Genomic DNA, 14,373 nt, shown 5'->3' with positions numbered 1-14,373 from the left:
CCGTGCATCGTGAACGCCTGGTTGAACTGCTCGTTCGACATGATCTGCAGACCGGGCCGGGCGAGCTCGGCGCGCATGAACAGCGCCATCACACCACCGATCACGAAGAACGCGAACGACGTCACCAGATACAGCGTGCCGATCGTCTTGTGGTCCGTGGTCGTCAGCCACTTGATGCTCTTGAGGTTCCTCACGCCCCGCCTGTGTCCGCGCCCGGCCCGCACGTCACACTCGACGGACGAGACGAGTGTCACGAAAACACCCGTGACGATCACGAGGGTGCCGGACAGATACGGAACATGAGCAACGACGAGATCTTCGCCGCTGCCTACCGGGAGCACTACTGGGCGGTCAGCCGCTATGTGGCGCGACGGCTGGACGGGCGCACGGGCGAGGTCGAGGAAGTGGTGGCGGAGGTCTTCACGGTGGCCTGGCGCCGCCGAGCGGAACTGCCGCCCACTCCGCTGCCCTGGCTGTACGGGGTGGCACGCAACTGCCTGGCCAACGCGGTACGCGGCCAGGGACGCCGCCGCCGGCTCCTGGCCCGGCTGGGCAACGACGACGCCGCCCACGGGCGGCACATCGCCTCGGGCCCCGAGGCCGAGCCGCCCGGCGGCTGGGTGCACGAGGCCCTCGCCCGGCTCTCCGCCAAGGACCAGGAGGTCCTGAGGCTGGCGGCATGGGAGGAACTCGGCGTGGACGAGCTTGCCGTCGCCCTCGGCTGCGGCAGCCGGGCCGCGTCGATGCGGCTGCACCGCGCCCGCGCCCGGCTGAGAACGGAGATCGACCGCATGGCCCCTGCCGCAGCCCCGCACCGCCCGCACCCGGCGACCACCGTCGACGCCACCCCCGCGAAGGAACACGGCCATGGCTGACGAACTCGACCTCCTGCGCCGCGCCAACCCGGTACCGGCCGACGCCCCGCCCTTCGCCGACGGGCCGCTCGACCACCACGGCGAACGCCGGCTGGACCGGCTGCTGCACGGGCGGAGCGTCTCCACGCCCTCCCGGGGGCCGCTGCCCGGCCCGCGATCCCGCCGCCACGGCGTCCGCCTGGCCTGGGGCCTCGCCGCCACCGCCGTCGTCGCCGTGACGGCGCTGGCCCTGCTGCTCGGCGGCCCGAGCGCCCCGCCCGCCGTCGCCGCACCCCGCCCGCTCGCCGTACGCGCCGACGCCACGCCCGTGTCCCTCGACCGGATCGCCGAGCGCGCCGAGGCCGCAGCGGTGGACGGTGGGCCGCCCCTGCGCAAGGGCACGCACGTACAGTCCTGGAGCCTCGGCATGTCCGACGACGCACCCCCGGTCACCCTGCCCGAGGAGCGCGTCGTGCGCTGGACGGACGACGGCCGGCAGACCGAGCTGGTGGTGGCCACCGACCCGCGCCACCCCGGCCGCCCGGTCATCGGCGAGGACGAGGACGGCAACCCCCGCCAGGTCGAGGACGGGCACGTCATCAGGGACACCACGTACCCGCCGAGCTGGAGCGACGCCCCGCCCCACTCCCGCCCGCCGCACGACCCCGACCGGCTGCGCGCCTACCTGGAGGAGGCCCAGCGCATTGACTCGATGAACACCTCCCAGTTGCTCGACGCGGCCGACCTGCTGCTCGACAACTGGACCCTGGGGGCCCGCGAGTCGGCGGCACTCGTCCGCCTCCTCGCGGACACCGGCGGACTGCGCCCCGCCGGAGAGGTCACCGACCGCCTCGGGCGGCACGGCCAGGCCTACGTCCACGAGGTGACCGGCGTGCGCCGCATGCTGATCGTGAACCCGCACACCGGTGCCGTCCTCGGTCTGGAGACCACCTTCACCGAGGCACAGCCGGAGTACGGCGTCGCGGCGGGCGACGTCATGGACTACAGCGCCTGGACACGCTGACCCCACCGCCTCTGACGGCCCCGGACTACTCGTCCCAGGCCTGGATCATGGTCTGCTCGACGATCTCGCCGTCGCGCAGCGACAGCATCGACTCGGAGAGGACCCGCACCCCGTCCGGGTAGGTGCACGCCTCGCTGAACGCCACCTGGTCGCCCTGGACCACGCAGCGTTCCATCCGGTGGGTCATGTCGCGGCTGTAGACGTCGTCGAGCATCTCGGCGATCTCGTCCCGGCCGTGCAGGACCTTGGGGCGGCTGGGCTGGTCGTACCGGTCGACGATGCGGACCTCCGCGTCCCGCGCGTACAGCGACAACAGAGGTGCCGCCGAATCTCCTTCGATGCCCCGGCGCAGCGCTTCGGTGTCGAAGCCGGGGCCTGCCGTGGTACCCATGACGACCTCCTCGCAGGGCCGCGGCCCGAACGGGGAACGGTCGCAACGGCCCTCTCCTTCGAGCTTCCTCCGTCCCGGCGCCCACGGCAACGGCACCCGTGACACTGGTCCTCACGGGTGAGCGGCGCCGCCCGCCCGTGTCCGTCCGCGGGGCGCCCGCGTTGCTCAGCACATGATCTCAACACGACGTATCGTCGCCGTCGTCGGGCTCGCCGCCGGTGTCACCGGCCTCGCCGCCCCGATGGCGAGCGCGGCAGGCGGGGGCCCGCTGGGCACGGAAAAGCTCAGCGTGACGAACACCCTCGACTCGCTCGCGGTCAACGACATGCCCGCCCAGGACCGGGCGCGGATGCCCCTCCCCTCCCAGCAGCTGAACCGGCTGCAGGACCTGCAGCAGCTCCAGCAGGTCACCGGCCTGGTCTCGCCCGTCTTCGGTGTGGTCCCCGCCCTGGGCTGACGCCCGCGTCAGCCACCGTTCGACAGGAACTGGGTGGCCGCCAGCTCCGCGTACAGCGGATCGGCGGTCACCAGTTCCCGGTGCGTGCCGACCGCACGGACGCGCCCCGCGTCCATCACCACGATCCGGTCGGCCGTCGTCACCGTCGACAGCCGGTGCGCGACCACCAGCACCGTGGTCGTCCGGGCCACGTCCGCCACGGTGTCGCGCAGCGCCGCCTCGTTGACCGCGTCCAGCTGCGAGGTGGCCTCGTCGAGCAGCAGCAGCCGCGGTCGGCGCAGCAGCGCACGGGCGATGGCCACCCTCTGGCGCTCGCCCCCGGACAGCTTGGTGCCGCGATGCCCGACCAGCGTCTCCAGCCCGTCCGGCAACCGGTCCACCAGACCGTCCAGGCGGGTCGTCTTCAGCACGGCGGTGAGGGCCGCCTCGTCACTCTCCGGATTGCCCAGCAGCAGGTTGTCCCGCAGTGAACCGGACAGCACCGGGGCGTCCTGCTCCACGTATCCGATCGCGGCCCGCAGCGAGGCCAGCTCCCAGTCCGCGAGGCTCCGGCCGTCCAGCGTGATCTCCCCCGAGTCCGGGTCGTAGAACCGCTCGATCAGGGAGAAGACCGTGGTCTTGCCCGCGCCGGACGGGCCGACGAACGCCGTCATCCCGCGGCCCGGCACCTCGAAGCTCACCCCGTGGTGGATGTACGGCAGGTCGTCCGCGTAGCGGAAGCGGACGTCGCGGAAGGCGACGGACGCCGGTCGCGCGCCCGGCGACGGCAGCGGGACCAGCCGGGCGGGCGGCTCCGCGGGCAGGCGCAGCGCGTCCTGGATCCGGCCCAGCGCCGCCCGGCCCGTCTGGTACTGGGTGATCGCGCCGACGACCTGCTGGATCGGCGACATCAGATAGAAGACGAACAGCAGGAACGCGACCAGCGTGCCCACGTCGATCGCCCCGGTCGCCACCCGGGCCCCGCCCACGGCGAGCACCGTGATGAAGGCGATCTGCATCGCGAGACCGGCTGTGTTGCCCGCGGCGGCCGACCACCTGGCGGCGCGCACGCTCTGCCGCCAGGACTCCTCGGCCGCCTCGTGCAGTGCCCGCTCCTCCCGGGGCTCGGCGCCCGACGCCTTGACGGTGCGCAAAGCGCCGAGGATCCGCTCCAGTGCGGCGCCCATCACTCCGACCGCGTCCTGCGCCTGCCGACTGGCCCGGTTGATGCGCGGCACGATCAGCCCCAGCACCGTGCCCGCGCCGACCACCACCGCGAGGGTCACCCCGAGGAGTACCGCGTCGACCACGCCCATCATCACCAGCGTCGCCACCAGCGTCAGTCCGCCGGTGCCCAGGCCGATCAGGGAGTCGGTGGTGACCTCGCGCAGCAGGGTCGTGTCGGAGGTGATCCGGGCCATCAGGTCACCGGGCTCGGTGCGGTCCACCGCCGCGATCCGCAGCCGCAGCAGATACGACGACAGGGTGCGCCGCGCCCCGAGCACCACCGACTCGGCGGTGCGCCGCAGCACGTACGAACCCAGCGCGCCGAGCGCCGTGTTGGCGACCACGAGCCCCGACATGGCCAGCAGCGCACCGGTGATGGCCCGGTCGTGCGCCAGGTCGTCGATCAGCTCCCGCGCCACCAGCGGCAGCAGCAGCCCCGTGGCGCCGGTGACCAGGGAGAGCAGCGCGCCCGCGAACAGGGCGGTGCGGTGCGGCCGTACGTACGACACGAGCTGCCGCCAGGCGGGCGGGCCGGACTCCGGCTCTGCGGTTCTCACGTCGCTCCTTCGGCACGCGGACGGGGCACTCAGGCTACGTCGGCGCCCGGCGGCACCGGCCGCCGGTGTACGGCCGTCCGTCCGTACCCCGCTAACCGCCCCGTCACCTGCTCCTTCGCGATCACTTGCGCGTAGGGTCTGGGGGGAAACCGAACGGCCGAGGAAGGGGTCAGGACCATGGCGCAGGAAGTACGCGGCGTGATCGCGCCGGGCAAGGACGAGCCGGTGCGGATCGAGACGATCGTCGTGCCGGATCCCGGCCCGGGCGAGGCCGTGGTCACGATCCAGGCCTGCGGGGTGTGCCACACCGACCTGCACTACAAGCAGGGCGGCATCAGCGACGACTACCCCTTCCTGCTCGGCCACGAGGCCGCGGGCGTCGTGGAGTCGGTCGGCGCCGGTGTCACCGACGTCGCCCCCGGGGACTTCGTCATCCTCAACTGGCGTGCCGTGTGCGGCAAGTGCCGGGCCTGTCTGCGCGGACGGCCCTGGTACTGCTTCGACACGCACAACGCCGAGCAGAATATGACCCTCGCCTCGACCGGTCAGGAGCTGTCCCCGGCCCTCGGCATCGGCGCCTTCGCCGAGAAGACCCTGGTCGCCGCCGGACAGTGCACCAAGGTCGACCCGGCCGTCTCCGCCGAGGTGGCCGGGCTGCTCGGCTGCGGGGTGATGGCCGGCATCGGCGCCGCCATCAACACCGGCGATGTGGGCCGCGGTGACACCGTCGCCGTCATCGGCTGCGGCGGCGTCGGCGACGCGGCGATCGCCGGGGCGTACCTGGCGGGCGCGTCGAAGGTCATCGCCGTGGACATCGACGACCGCAAGCTGGCCACCGCCCGGAGCATGGGCGCCACCCACACCGTCAACTCGCGCGAGACCGACCCCGTCGACGCGATCCGCGAACTGACCGGCGGCTTCGGCGCCGACGTCGTCATCGAGGCCGTCGGCCGCCCCGAGACCTACCGGCAGGCCTTCTACGCCCGCGACCTGGCCGGCACCGTCGTCCTCGTCGGCGTGCCGACCCCCGAGATGAAGCTGGAGCTGCCGCTGCTCGACGTGTTCGGCCGCGGCGGCTCCCTCAAGTCCTCCTGGTACGGCGACTGCCTGCCCTCGCGGGACTTCCCGATGCTCATCGACCTCCACCTCCAGGGCCGTCTGGACCTCGGCAAGTTCGTCACCGAGACCATCCGGCTGGACCAGGTGGAGCAGGCCTTCGACCGGATGCACGCCGGTGACGTGCTGCGTTCGGTGGTGGTGCTCTGATGGCCGCCCGCGTCGAACGCCTCGTCACCTCCGGACAGTTCAGCCTCGACGGCGGCACCTGGGACGTCGACAACAACGTCTGGCTCGTCGGCGACGACCACGAGGTCGTCGTCATCGACGCCGCCCACGACGCCGACGCGATCGCCGAGGCCGTCGGGGACCGCAGGCTCATCGCCATCGTGTGCACCCACGCCCACAACGACCACGTGAACGCGGCGCCCGCGCTCGCCGAGCGCACCGGCGCCACCATCTGGCTGCACCGCGACGACCTGCCCCTGTGGCAGCAGACCCACCCGGACCGGGACCCCGACGCCTGGCTGACCGACGGCCTCGTCATCGAGGCCGCGGGCGCCGACCTGACCGTCCTGCACACCCCGGGCCACGCACCCGGCGCGGTCTGCCTCCACGACCCCGGCCTCGGCACCGTCTTCACCGGCGACACCCTCTTCCAGGGCGGACCCGGCGCCACCGGCCGGTCCTACTCCCACTTCCCGACCATCATCGACTCGATCCGGGACAAGCTGCTGGTCCTCCCGCCCGAGACCGAGGTCCGCACCGGCCACGGCGACTCCACGACCATCGGCGCCGAGGCCCCGCACCTGGAGGAGTGGATCGAGCGCGGGCACTGATGGGGCGCGGACCGCGTCCCCGATCGCCTCGGTAAACCGGGGACACGCGGTAAAGGTGACAGAAGATGTCCGGCTTCCCGGGCACTCTCGAACACGACATCGCTCGTGCGGTACGTGAGCTCGTGCGGGACGTGACGGAGAGGAACGGAAGCCGGACATGACAGGGTCATCGAGAGGTCCGCTGACGGGCAGGGTCGCACTGGTCGCCGGGGCGACCCGGGGCGCCGGACGGGGCATCGCCGTCGAACTGGGCGCGGCCGGCGCCACCGTCTACGTCACCGGCCGCAGCACCCGCGCCCGGCGCTCGGAGTACGACCGTCCCGAGACGATCGAGGACACCGCCGACCTGGTCACCGAGGCGGGCGGCCACGGCATCGCCGTACCCGCCGACCACCTCGACCCGGCGCAGGTGGCCGCCGTCGTCGACCGGATCGCCAGCGAACAGGCCCGCCTCGACGTCCTGGTCAACGACATCTGGGGCGGCGAGACCCTCTTCGAGTGGGACAGCCCGGTCTGGGAGCACGACCTCGACAAGGGGCTCAGGCTGCTGCGGCTCGCCGTCGAGACCCACGCCATCACCAGCCACCACGCCCTGCCGCTGCTGCTGCGCCGCCCCGGCGGACTCGTCGTCGAGGTCACCGACGGCACCGACGCCTACAACCGCGACCACTACCGCAACTCGTTCTTCTACGACCTCGCCAAGACGTCCGTCCTGCGCATGGCCTTCTCCCTCGGGCACGAGGTGGGGCCGCGCGGCGCCACGGCCGTCGCGCTGACTCCCGGCTGGCTGCGCTCGGAGATCATGCTCGACCACTTCGGCGTACGCGAGGAGAACTGGCGCGACGCCCTCGACCGCGTCCCGCACTTCGCCATCTCCGAGACGCCCCGCTACGTCGGCCGCGCGGTCACGGCCCTCGCCGCCGACCCGGGTGTGGCGCGCTTCAACGGCCAGTCCCTCTCCAGCGGCGGCCTCGCCCAGGAGTACGGCTTCACCGACCTCGACGGCAGCCGCCCGGACGCCTGGCGCTATCTCGTCGAGGTCCAGGACCAGGACAAGCCCGCCGACGTCACCGGCTACCGCTGACGGGCGGCAACGGCCACCGCGCGCCGTGCCCCGGCGGCAGCGCGAGGTCCTCCCGTACGGCGGTGTAGTAGCCCTCACGTGCGGCGCGCTGCCGTTCCAGCAGGGCACGCCACGACTCCGGGTCGTGGGTCTCCTCGCGCAGGAAGCGCTCCATCTCCATCACCGCCACCACCCAGGCCCGCGCCTTCTCCACCACGTCCTTGCTGCCCAGCAGGAGCAGTGCCTCACCGGCCGGGTCCCGGGCGAGGGCGGCCTCGGCCTGGGCGGGCGCGGCGTCCGCGGGAGCCAGCGGATGCGGGTGCGGGTCGTTGCCGAGATGGGCGGCTATCCGGTACGTCAGCGTGACGGAGGCCTTCAGGGTCCGCGCGTAGTCGGCGTACACCGCGAGCCTGCGCTCCTCCCAGCGGGCCGCCGTCTCCCGGTCGAACCGGGCACGGTCGCTGCGGACCACGGCGAGATAGGAGCCGAGCGCGCCGATGACGACGCCGATGAGAGCGGGGAGTTGCTGCAGGAACGCGGACATGGCCGCACGGTATCCGCCACGGCGACGCGGAGGGGTACTCGTGCGGCCGTGAACCCGGACCGAGGAGTCAGGAGTGATCGAACAGGCTGACCACGCTCCGCGGTGCCTCCCGGCCGAAGAAGACCTCCAGGTTCCGCGCCGAGCGGCCGGCCGCGTCGCCACCTCGCGGGAACAGCCGCTCTTCGTAGGCGGTGAGCGCGGACTCGGTGTCACGTTGCTCCACCAGCTCGCCCGCCAGGTCCGCGCCGTCGTACATGGCGAGGTTCGCTCCCTCGCCGGCGAAGGGCGACATCAGGTGCGCCGCGTCCCCGACGAGGGTCACGCCGGGCACCCTGTCCCATTCCAGCCCGACGGGCAGGGCGTGGATGGGCCGGAGCCATGGTCGCGCGTCACTCCGTGTGACGAAGGTGGTGAGCAGCGGCGACCATCCGTCGAACTCGTCGGCGAGCCGGCACAGGCCCGCGGACGGGTCGCCGAAGTCGATCGACCTCGTCCACTCCTCCGGCTTGTTCAGTGCCACGTACCCGCGCACGTGTCCGTCGGCATAGCGATGGGCGATGATGCCCCTGCCCGGCGCGACCGCCATCAGCGTGCCGCCGCCGATCGCGGCCACGCTCGCCCGGCTGTTCCGGCCGGCCGGCGCGAGAGCGATCTCGATGAAGCAGGTCCCGCTGTAGAGCGGCTTGGCGGGGGTGAGCAGCGGACGCACCTTCGACCAGGCACCGTCCGCGCCGATGACGATGTCGGCGCGCGCGGCGGAGCCTTCCGCGAAGGCCAGTTCGTAGCCGCCCTCCACACGGGGCCGGACCGAGGTGAGCCTGTGACCCCACCTGATCGTGCCCGGCGCCAGTGAGTCGACGAGCAGACGCCTGAGTTCGCCGCGGTCCACCTCGGGACGGGCCGAACCGGGGTCCGCGGGCTTGTCGAACAGAACCGTGCCGTGGCGGTCGACCACACGCTTGGCGTCCTCGCCGGGGCGGACCAGAGCGAGGAACTCGTCGTGAAGACCGGCTGCGCGTAGCGCGACCTGGCCGGTCTCCTCATGGATGTCGAGCAGGCCGCCCTGCGTACGGCACGTCGCCGACGGCTCGGCCTCGTAGACCGTCGCGGCGACTCCGTGAACCTGAAGCACCCGGGCGAGCGTCAGCCCGCCCAGTCCCGCTCCGACGACGGCGATGGTCTTCCGCATGGTGCGCTCCTCTGTCGCGCCGGCACGCGCCGGCGATGGTCAGCGCCGAGCGGACGTGGTGCCCGATCCCGGCGAGGAGACGCTCACCGATCAGAAGCCTCTGCATCGGTGTACGAGCGATGTCCGGCGGATGGACCAGCGGGACACCGTTTTGCGCGACCCCGGGACTATAACCCGGCCTTCGCCCCGGGGGACCGGGACTTCAGTCGGGCAAGTCGGGCAAGTCGGGCCGTCGGGACGGCTGAAGGGTTCGAACGGGCGGGCGAGGGTGGTCCGGTGGTGTTTGTCACGGTTGCGTCGCGGCGGCCGGCGGCACGCAACCAAAGCCGCCGGACGGCGGTCTAGCATGCCGGGATCGCACGAAGGCGACCTTCCGCACGGCGCACCGCCTCGACGCGAAAGGCATGACCGACCATGGGGGACACACGCAGACGGGGAGCCGTCGCACTCGCGGTCACCGCACTGGTGGCACCGCTCACACTCGCGCTCACGGCGGCACCGGCCCAGGCCGCGAGCTGCACCGCGAAGGCGGGTCCGTACCAGAAGAAGGTGGAGAAATTCCTCGGCCGCAAGGCCGACGGCAAGCAGTCCACCGCCGACTGCAAGGCGATCCGCGCCTTCCAGACCAAGCACGGCATCCAGCCCAACGCCGGCTACGCGGGCCCCGTCACCTGGGGGGTGATGGACCTGATGACGAAGCAGAAGGCCGTCGGCAAGAACCCGAACAAATCCGGCAAGTGTCCCACCAACAAGGGCCGTATCGCCTGTGTGAACCTCAGCCTCCAGCTGAGCTGGATCCAGGACGGCAAGAAGCTGGTGTACGGGCCGGTGCCGGTCCGCACCGGGCGCAACGGCTACGAGACCCGCACCGGCCTGAAGAAGGTCTACTGGCGCAACATCGACCACTTCTCGACCATTTACCACGTGCCGATGCCCTACAGCCAGTTCTTCGACGGCGGCCAGGCCTTCCACTCCGTCGGCGTCAGCATGTGGAACCCGCCGGGCTCCCACGGCTGCGTCAACATGACGAAGACCGACGCCAAGAAGTACTGGTCGCTGCTGAAGAAGGGCGACGACGTCTACGTGTACGGCCGCAAGCCGGGCACCTGACGGGGACCGGCGCCCGGCGCGGAGGTGAACGGAGGGGCCGTGTGCGGCAGGACACATCTGGCGGGAACGAAATCGCCCGCAGGTCTTGACAGATGGCACCGACGACGTGATCAGTAACACGGTCCGTTATGTCCGTTTGGCTGGTGATTACTCACATCGTCTTCACGCCGGGCGCCGTATGCTTCACAGCATGTCCACCACTGTTGAACCCTCCTCCGAGCGATCGGCTGCCGAGGTCAACGAGGAGATCCGAGCCCTGTGGCTCCGGTCGGGCGGGACACTGAGCGTCGAGCAGCGCGCGGAGTACCAGCGGCTCGTCATGGAGTGGGCCACCGCGGCCCCGGAGTCCGTGAACGCCGCCTGACCGGCGCCCAGGACTCCTCGCCGTCCCGGCCGCCCCCGGCAGCCCTCATGGGCCGGACCTCGTACCGGCTCCCGTCAGCCCCACGTCGCCGAGTAGTGCCGCCGGTAGGCCTTGCGGTCCTGCTCCGCCCGGATCCACCGCGTGGCCACCAGCGCCACCAGGCTGCCCGCGACGATCAGCAGCCCCGGGCCGACGTTCCTGCGGTCCGCCAGCCGGGCGAGCAGGGTCGAACCTCCGACACCCGTCACGGGCGCCGACGCCCCCGGGGCCGCGGCGCCCGGTGACGCGGTTGCCGAAGCGCCCGCGGCGGCACCCTGCCGTCCGGAGCCGATGAGCCGGACCCCGAGCGACTCCATGGCCTCCGGCAGCGGCTGGAAGAACGTGGTGCCGCCCTTGTCGCAGTCACCGCTGCCGCCCGACGTCACGCCGAGCGCGACGCCCTCGGAGAACATCGGCCCGCCGCTGTCCCCGGGCTCGGCGCACACATCGGTCTCGATCAGGCCGGTGACCGTGCCCTCCGGGTAGTTGACCGTCGCGTCCAGCGCCGTCACCCGGCCGTCGCGCAGCCCGCTGGTGCTCCCGCTGCGGAACACCCGCTGCCCGACCGCCGGTTCACCCGCCCCGGTGATCCGCACCCCCTTGCCGTCGCCCACCGCCACCACGTCGGCGCCGTCGCCCGCCTTGCCGTTCGCGTACTCGACCAGGGAGAAGTCGTCCCCGGGAAAGCTGCCGGCGACCGTCCTGCCGATCTGCCGGTCACCCCGGCCGTCACCGAACCAGACGGAGCCCGTCGGCCCGCAGTGGCCCGCGGTCAGGATGAAGTCGCTCGTGCCGTCGGTCACGTTGAAGCCCGCCGAGCAGCGCCCCGCCGTGGACAGGATCGGCTCCGCCCCGTTCAGCCGGGTGGTGAAGGTGCCCTCGGTGCGCTCCATGCGGACGAACCCGCCGATGCCCTGCGCGACACGCGTCAGCAGCGACCAGTCCGGCCCGGAGACCGTGCGGTCGCCGCGCACCACCACCTCGTTCGACCGGTAGTCCAGCGCCCAGGCCGTACCGGACACCCGGGGTGCCGCGCGCAGCGTGGAGGTCGCCGACCGCAGCTCGGACATGCTGTGCCGCACCCGCTTCGCCGTGGCCCCGGCCCGCCGCACCGCCTCGGCCGCGCGCTCGTCCGTGACCGCCACCACCGGCCGCCCGTCGGAGCCGATCCAGTGGCCCGCCGTGCGGTCGGTGCCCAGCCGGGAGACCAGGCCGGCGCCGTCGCCGGACGCGGTCCGGGCGAGGGTGGGCGGCGCGGCGGACGCGTCGGGGGGTTCGCTCGCCACGGCCCGGGTGACCATCGTCCCCCCGAGCAGCAGTCCGCCGACGGCCGCCAGCCGTGCCACTCGCCGGACCATGCGTCGTCGTGCGTGCCTCATGCGTGCGCTCCCGGAACCGACCGCGCGGCGTCGCCGCCGCGGGGGCCTCCGGACGTCGAGCGCCCTCCTCCCATACGAGGGAGGCGACCCCGGTGTTCACCGGGCGGGCCTCCGGTTCCCCGCGCCGTCGCGGCGACCTATCTTGGCCCCATGACCAGCATCCCGCGGGACCAGTCCGGTGAACCGAACCCCCTGCACGCACTCACGCCGGACCAGCTGCGCCGGCGTACGAGCATGAAGTGGCGCACCTACCCCGCGGACGTACTGCCGCTGTGGGTGGCCGAGATGGACGTGCCGCTCGCCGGGGCCGTCGTGCGCGCCGTGACGCGGGCCATGGAACTCGGCGACACCGGCTACCCCGCCGGCACCGCCTACGCCGAGGCCCTCGCCGGCTTCGCCGGCAAGCGGTGGGGCTGGGACGGCCTGGCCGTGGAACGCACGGCCATCGTGCCCGACGTGATGCTCGGCGTCGTCGAGATGCTCAAGCTCGTCACCGGGCCCGGTGACCCGGTGATCGTCAACCCGCCGGTGTACCCGCCGTTCTACCAGTTCGTCGCCCACCTGGACCGGCGGGTGGTCGAGGCGCCCCTCGGCCCGGACCTGCGGATCGACCTGGGCGTGCTGGAGGAGGAGTTCCGGCGGGCCGCGGCGGGCGGCGGCCGGGCGGCCTTCCTGCTGTGCAGCCCGCACAACCCGACCGGCACCGTCCACACCGCCGGCGAACTGGCGGCCGTCGCCGGCCTGGCGGAGCGGTACGGCGTCCGGGTCGTCGCCGACGAGATCCACGCCCCGGTCGTCACCGGCGACGCGCGGTTCGTGCCCTACCTGAGCGTGCCCGGCGCCGAACGCGGCCTCGCGCTGATGTCGGCGTCCAAGGGCTGGAACCTGGCCGGGCTCAAGGCGGCCCTGGCCATCGCCGGACCCGGCGCCGCCGACGACCTGGCACGGATGCCCGAGGAGGTCGGTCACGGGCCGAGCCACGTCGGCGTCCTCGCCCACACGGCCGCCCTGCGCGACGGAACCGGCTGGCTGGACGCCGTGCTCGCCGGGCTCGACGAGAACCGGCGGCTGCTCACCGGCCTGCTCGCCGAGCACCTCCCTGGGGTCGTCCACCGGGCGGGGGAGGCGACCTACCTCGCCTGGCTCGACTGCCGCGCCCTCGGCCTCGGCGACGACCCGGCGGAGGTCTTCCTCGACCGGGGCCGGGTGGCCCTCAGCTCCGGCCTCCCCTTCGGCAGCGGCGGAGCGGGGCACGTTCGGCTCAACCTGGCGACCTCGCCGCAGGTGCTCACGGAGGCGGTGCGCAGGATGGCGTCGGTCCTGGAGTGAGACGCGGGCGGCGCGGGACAGCGGCGCGGGAGCGCCTAGACTTCCGGGCATGGACGACGACGCGTCACTGGACCGGCTCGGCGCCGGCAAGTACCTGCTGGTCACCACGTACCGGAAGGACGGCACCCCGGTCGCCACCCCGGTGTGGGTCGTGCGGGACGGGGACGCGCTCGGCGCCTGGACGGCGGCCGACTCCTGGAAGGTCAAGCGCGTGCGCAACCGCGCCGACGTCCTGGTCGGCCCCTGCGACGTGCGGGGCAAGCCGACCGGCGAACAGGTACCGGGGAGGGCGGAGATCTGCGACCCGGCCACCACTGCCCGTTATCGGCGGCTGCTCGCCCGCAAGTACGGCGTCGTCGGCCGGCTCACCCTCTTCGGCAGCCGGCTGCGCAGGGGACTCGACGGCACCCTGGGAATCCGCATCACGCTCACGCCCGGCCCGACGGCCGGGAACTGACCGGCCCTCAGGTCCAGGCCCGGTACGGCTCGTCGACCAGCTGGAAGACGGGCTCGCCGCGCACCGGGTCCTTGGCCGTGGACAGCCGCACCCGGTCCCCGCTGTGGATGCCGATGAGCGGGCCCATGACCCGGCCGCGCAGCACGAAGCCCTCGGCCATCTCGATGAGGGAGACATTGCGTGCGGCGGGGGTGTTGCGGTGCACCACCGTCGCGTGGCGCACCGTCCCCGTGCCCTCGCTCCGCTCCGTGCGCAGCTCGCTGCCGCGGCACACCGGGCACAGCACCCGGTGGTACATGGCGGTGCCGCACCAGGTGCAGCGCTGGTAGAAGACGGCCTCCGTCTCCGGGGCCCGGCTCTCGGCCTTCGGGTCGAGCAGGCCCATCGCGGGGCCGGCTGCCTGCTGAGCGACGTTTCCTGAGTGGTACACGCTGGTCAACTCCCTGCACTCGGGCCGGAATCCCGCGTGCGCGGTCACCGGGCACGCGTGTGCGCGGTTCACCGTGCCACCGTGC

The 14,373-nt window shown here is 72.8% G+C and carries 17 protein-coding genes; 10 read left to right on the top strand and 7 right to left on the bottom strand.

The window, feature by feature from the left end; genetic code table 11:
• A partial coding sequence (locus ACZ6IM_RS16785) for a cbb3-type cytochrome c oxidase subunit I (protein WP_469557211.1) occupies positions 1–194 on the bottom strand: 194 nt, incomplete at its 3' end.
• A 105-nt stretch (positions 195–299) separates the two neighbouring features.
• On the opposite strand from ACZ6IM_RS16785, the gene ACZ6IM_RS16780 reads away from it, so the two are divergent.
• Complete coding sequence (locus tag ACZ6IM_RS16780; protein ID WP_469557209.1) at positions 300–875, top strand: RNA polymerase sigma factor; 576 nt, start codon at positions 300–302, stop codon at positions 873–875.
• Positions 868–1,878 (top strand): CU044_5270 family protein, encoded by a 1,011-nt coding sequence (locus ACZ6IM_RS16775; RefSeq protein ID WP_469557207.1) that lies wholly within the window; start codon positions 868–870, stop codon positions 1,876–1,878. Before ACZ6IM_RS16780 ends, ACZ6IM_RS16775 begins: the two co-directional genes overlap by 8 nt.
• A gap of 25 nt (positions 1,879–1,903) precedes the next feature.
• On the opposite strand, the gene ACZ6IM_RS16770 is transcribed toward ACZ6IM_RS16775, so the two are convergent.
• Complete coding sequence (locus ACZ6IM_RS16770; RefSeq protein WP_052841114.1) at positions 1,904–2,269, bottom strand: nuclear transport factor 2 family protein; 366 nt, start codon at positions 2,267–2,269, stop codon at positions 1,904–1,906.
• A 172-nt stretch (positions 2,270–2,441) separates the two neighbouring features.
• Between ACZ6IM_RS16770 and ACZ6IM_RS16765 the strand changes: the two genes are divergently transcribed.
• A complete protein-coding gene (locus tag ACZ6IM_RS16765; protein WP_052841115.1) occupies positions 2,442–2,726 on the top strand; it encodes a hypothetical protein in 285 nt (94 codons plus the stop codon).
• Between the two features lie 8 nt (positions 2,727–2,734).
• On the opposite strand, the gene ACZ6IM_RS16760 is transcribed toward ACZ6IM_RS16765, so the two are convergent.
• Positions 2,735–4,489: an ABC transporter ATP-binding protein gene (locus tag ACZ6IM_RS16760; protein WP_052841116.1), complete on the bottom strand. Its 1,755-nt coding sequence runs from the start codon at positions 4,487–4,489 to the stop codon at positions 2,735–2,737.
• A 177-nt stretch (positions 4,490–4,666) separates the two neighbouring features.
• On the opposite strand from ACZ6IM_RS16760, the gene ACZ6IM_RS16755 reads away from it, so the two are divergent.
• The 3 genes from ACZ6IM_RS16755 to ACZ6IM_RS16745 all read left to right on the top strand — a co-directional run bounded on the left by ACZ6IM_RS16755 (position 4,667) and on the right by ACZ6IM_RS16745 (position 7,468).
• On the top strand, positions 4,667–5,755 hold the full coding sequence (locus ACZ6IM_RS16755) for an S-(hydroxymethyl)mycothiol dehydrogenase (protein WP_469557204.1): 1,089 nt from the start codon (positions 4,667–4,669) through the stop codon (positions 5,753–5,755).
• Positions 5,755–6,384, top strand: a complete 630-nt coding sequence (locus ACZ6IM_RS16750; protein ID WP_052841118.1) for an MBL fold metallo-hydrolase — start codon at positions 5,755–5,757, stop codon at positions 6,382–6,384. Before ACZ6IM_RS16755 ends, ACZ6IM_RS16750 begins: the two co-directional genes overlap by 1 nt.
• Positions 6,385–6,541: 157 nt before the next feature.
• Positions 6,542–7,468 carry an SDR family oxidoreductase gene (locus tag ACZ6IM_RS16745; RefSeq protein ID WP_052841119.1) on the top strand — a complete coding sequence of 309 codons (927 nt, stop codon included), beginning with the start codon at positions 6,542–6,544 and terminating at the stop codon, positions 7,466–7,468.
• Here ACZ6IM_RS16745 and ACZ6IM_RS16740 read toward each other — a convergent pair.
• Complete coding sequence (locus tag ACZ6IM_RS16740; protein WP_052841120.1) at positions 7,452–7,991, bottom strand: hypothetical protein; 540 nt, start codon at positions 7,989–7,991, stop codon at positions 7,452–7,454. The two genes, ACZ6IM_RS16745 and ACZ6IM_RS16740, sit on opposite strands and share 17 nt — an antisense overlap.
• Before the next feature lie 67 nt (positions 7,992–8,058).
• Positions 8,059–9,180, bottom strand: a complete 1,122-nt coding sequence (locus ACZ6IM_RS16735) for an FAD-dependent oxidoreductase (RefSeq protein WP_052841121.1) — start codon at positions 9,178–9,180, stop codon at positions 8,059–8,061.
• Between the two features lie 414 nt (positions 9,181–9,594).
• Here ACZ6IM_RS16735 and ACZ6IM_RS16730 point away from each other — a divergent pair, with 414 nt between their 5' ends.
• Positions 9,595–10,290 (top strand): L,D-transpeptidase family protein, encoded by a 696-nt coding sequence (locus ACZ6IM_RS16730; protein ID WP_052841122.1) that lies wholly within the window; start codon positions 9,595–9,597, stop codon positions 10,288–10,290.
• A gap of 178 nt (positions 10,291–10,468) precedes the next feature.
• Positions 10,469–10,654 (top strand): hypothetical protein, encoded by a 186-nt coding sequence (locus ACZ6IM_RS16725; RefSeq protein WP_052841123.1) that lies wholly within the window; start codon positions 10,469–10,471, stop codon positions 10,652–10,654.
• Between the two features lie 74 nt (positions 10,655–10,728).
• On the opposite strand, the gene ACZ6IM_RS16720 is transcribed toward ACZ6IM_RS16725, so the two are convergent.
• The gene (locus ACZ6IM_RS16720) at positions 10,729–12,072 is read right to left on the bottom strand and encodes a S1 family peptidase (RefSeq protein WP_469557201.1); all 1,344 of its coding nucleotides are present in this window, start codon (positions 12,070–12,072) and stop codon (positions 10,729–10,731) included.
• A gap of 150 nt (positions 12,073–12,222) precedes the next feature.
• Between ACZ6IM_RS16720 and ACZ6IM_RS16715 the strand changes: the two genes are divergently transcribed.
• Together ACZ6IM_RS16715 and ACZ6IM_RS16710 are read left to right on the top strand one after the other, a co-directional pair.
• On the top strand, positions 12,223–13,401 hold the full coding sequence (locus ACZ6IM_RS16715) for a MalY/PatB family protein (protein ID WP_052841125.1): 1,179 nt from the start codon (positions 12,223–12,225) through the stop codon (positions 13,399–13,401).
• Between the two features lie 49 nt (positions 13,402–13,450).
• Entirely contained in the window at positions 13,451–13,858 is a 408-nt protein-coding gene (locus ACZ6IM_RS16710; RefSeq protein WP_052841126.1) for a PPOX class F420-dependent oxidoreductase, read from the top strand.
• A 7-nt stretch (positions 13,859–13,865) separates the two neighbouring features.
• On the opposite strand, the gene ACZ6IM_RS16705 is transcribed toward ACZ6IM_RS16710, so the two are convergent.
• Entirely contained in the window at positions 13,866–14,243 is a 378-nt protein-coding gene (locus ACZ6IM_RS16705; RefSeq protein ID WP_469557226.1) for a Zn-ribbon domain-containing OB-fold protein, read from the bottom strand.
• Positions 14,244–14,373: the final 130 nt, after the last annotated feature.

The sequence above is a fragment of the Streptomyces sp. NPDC042336 genome (assembly GCF_055581985.1).
The sequence above is the reverse complement of the archived record's forward strand: the minus strand, read 5'-3'. Positions and strand labels throughout refer to the sequence as shown.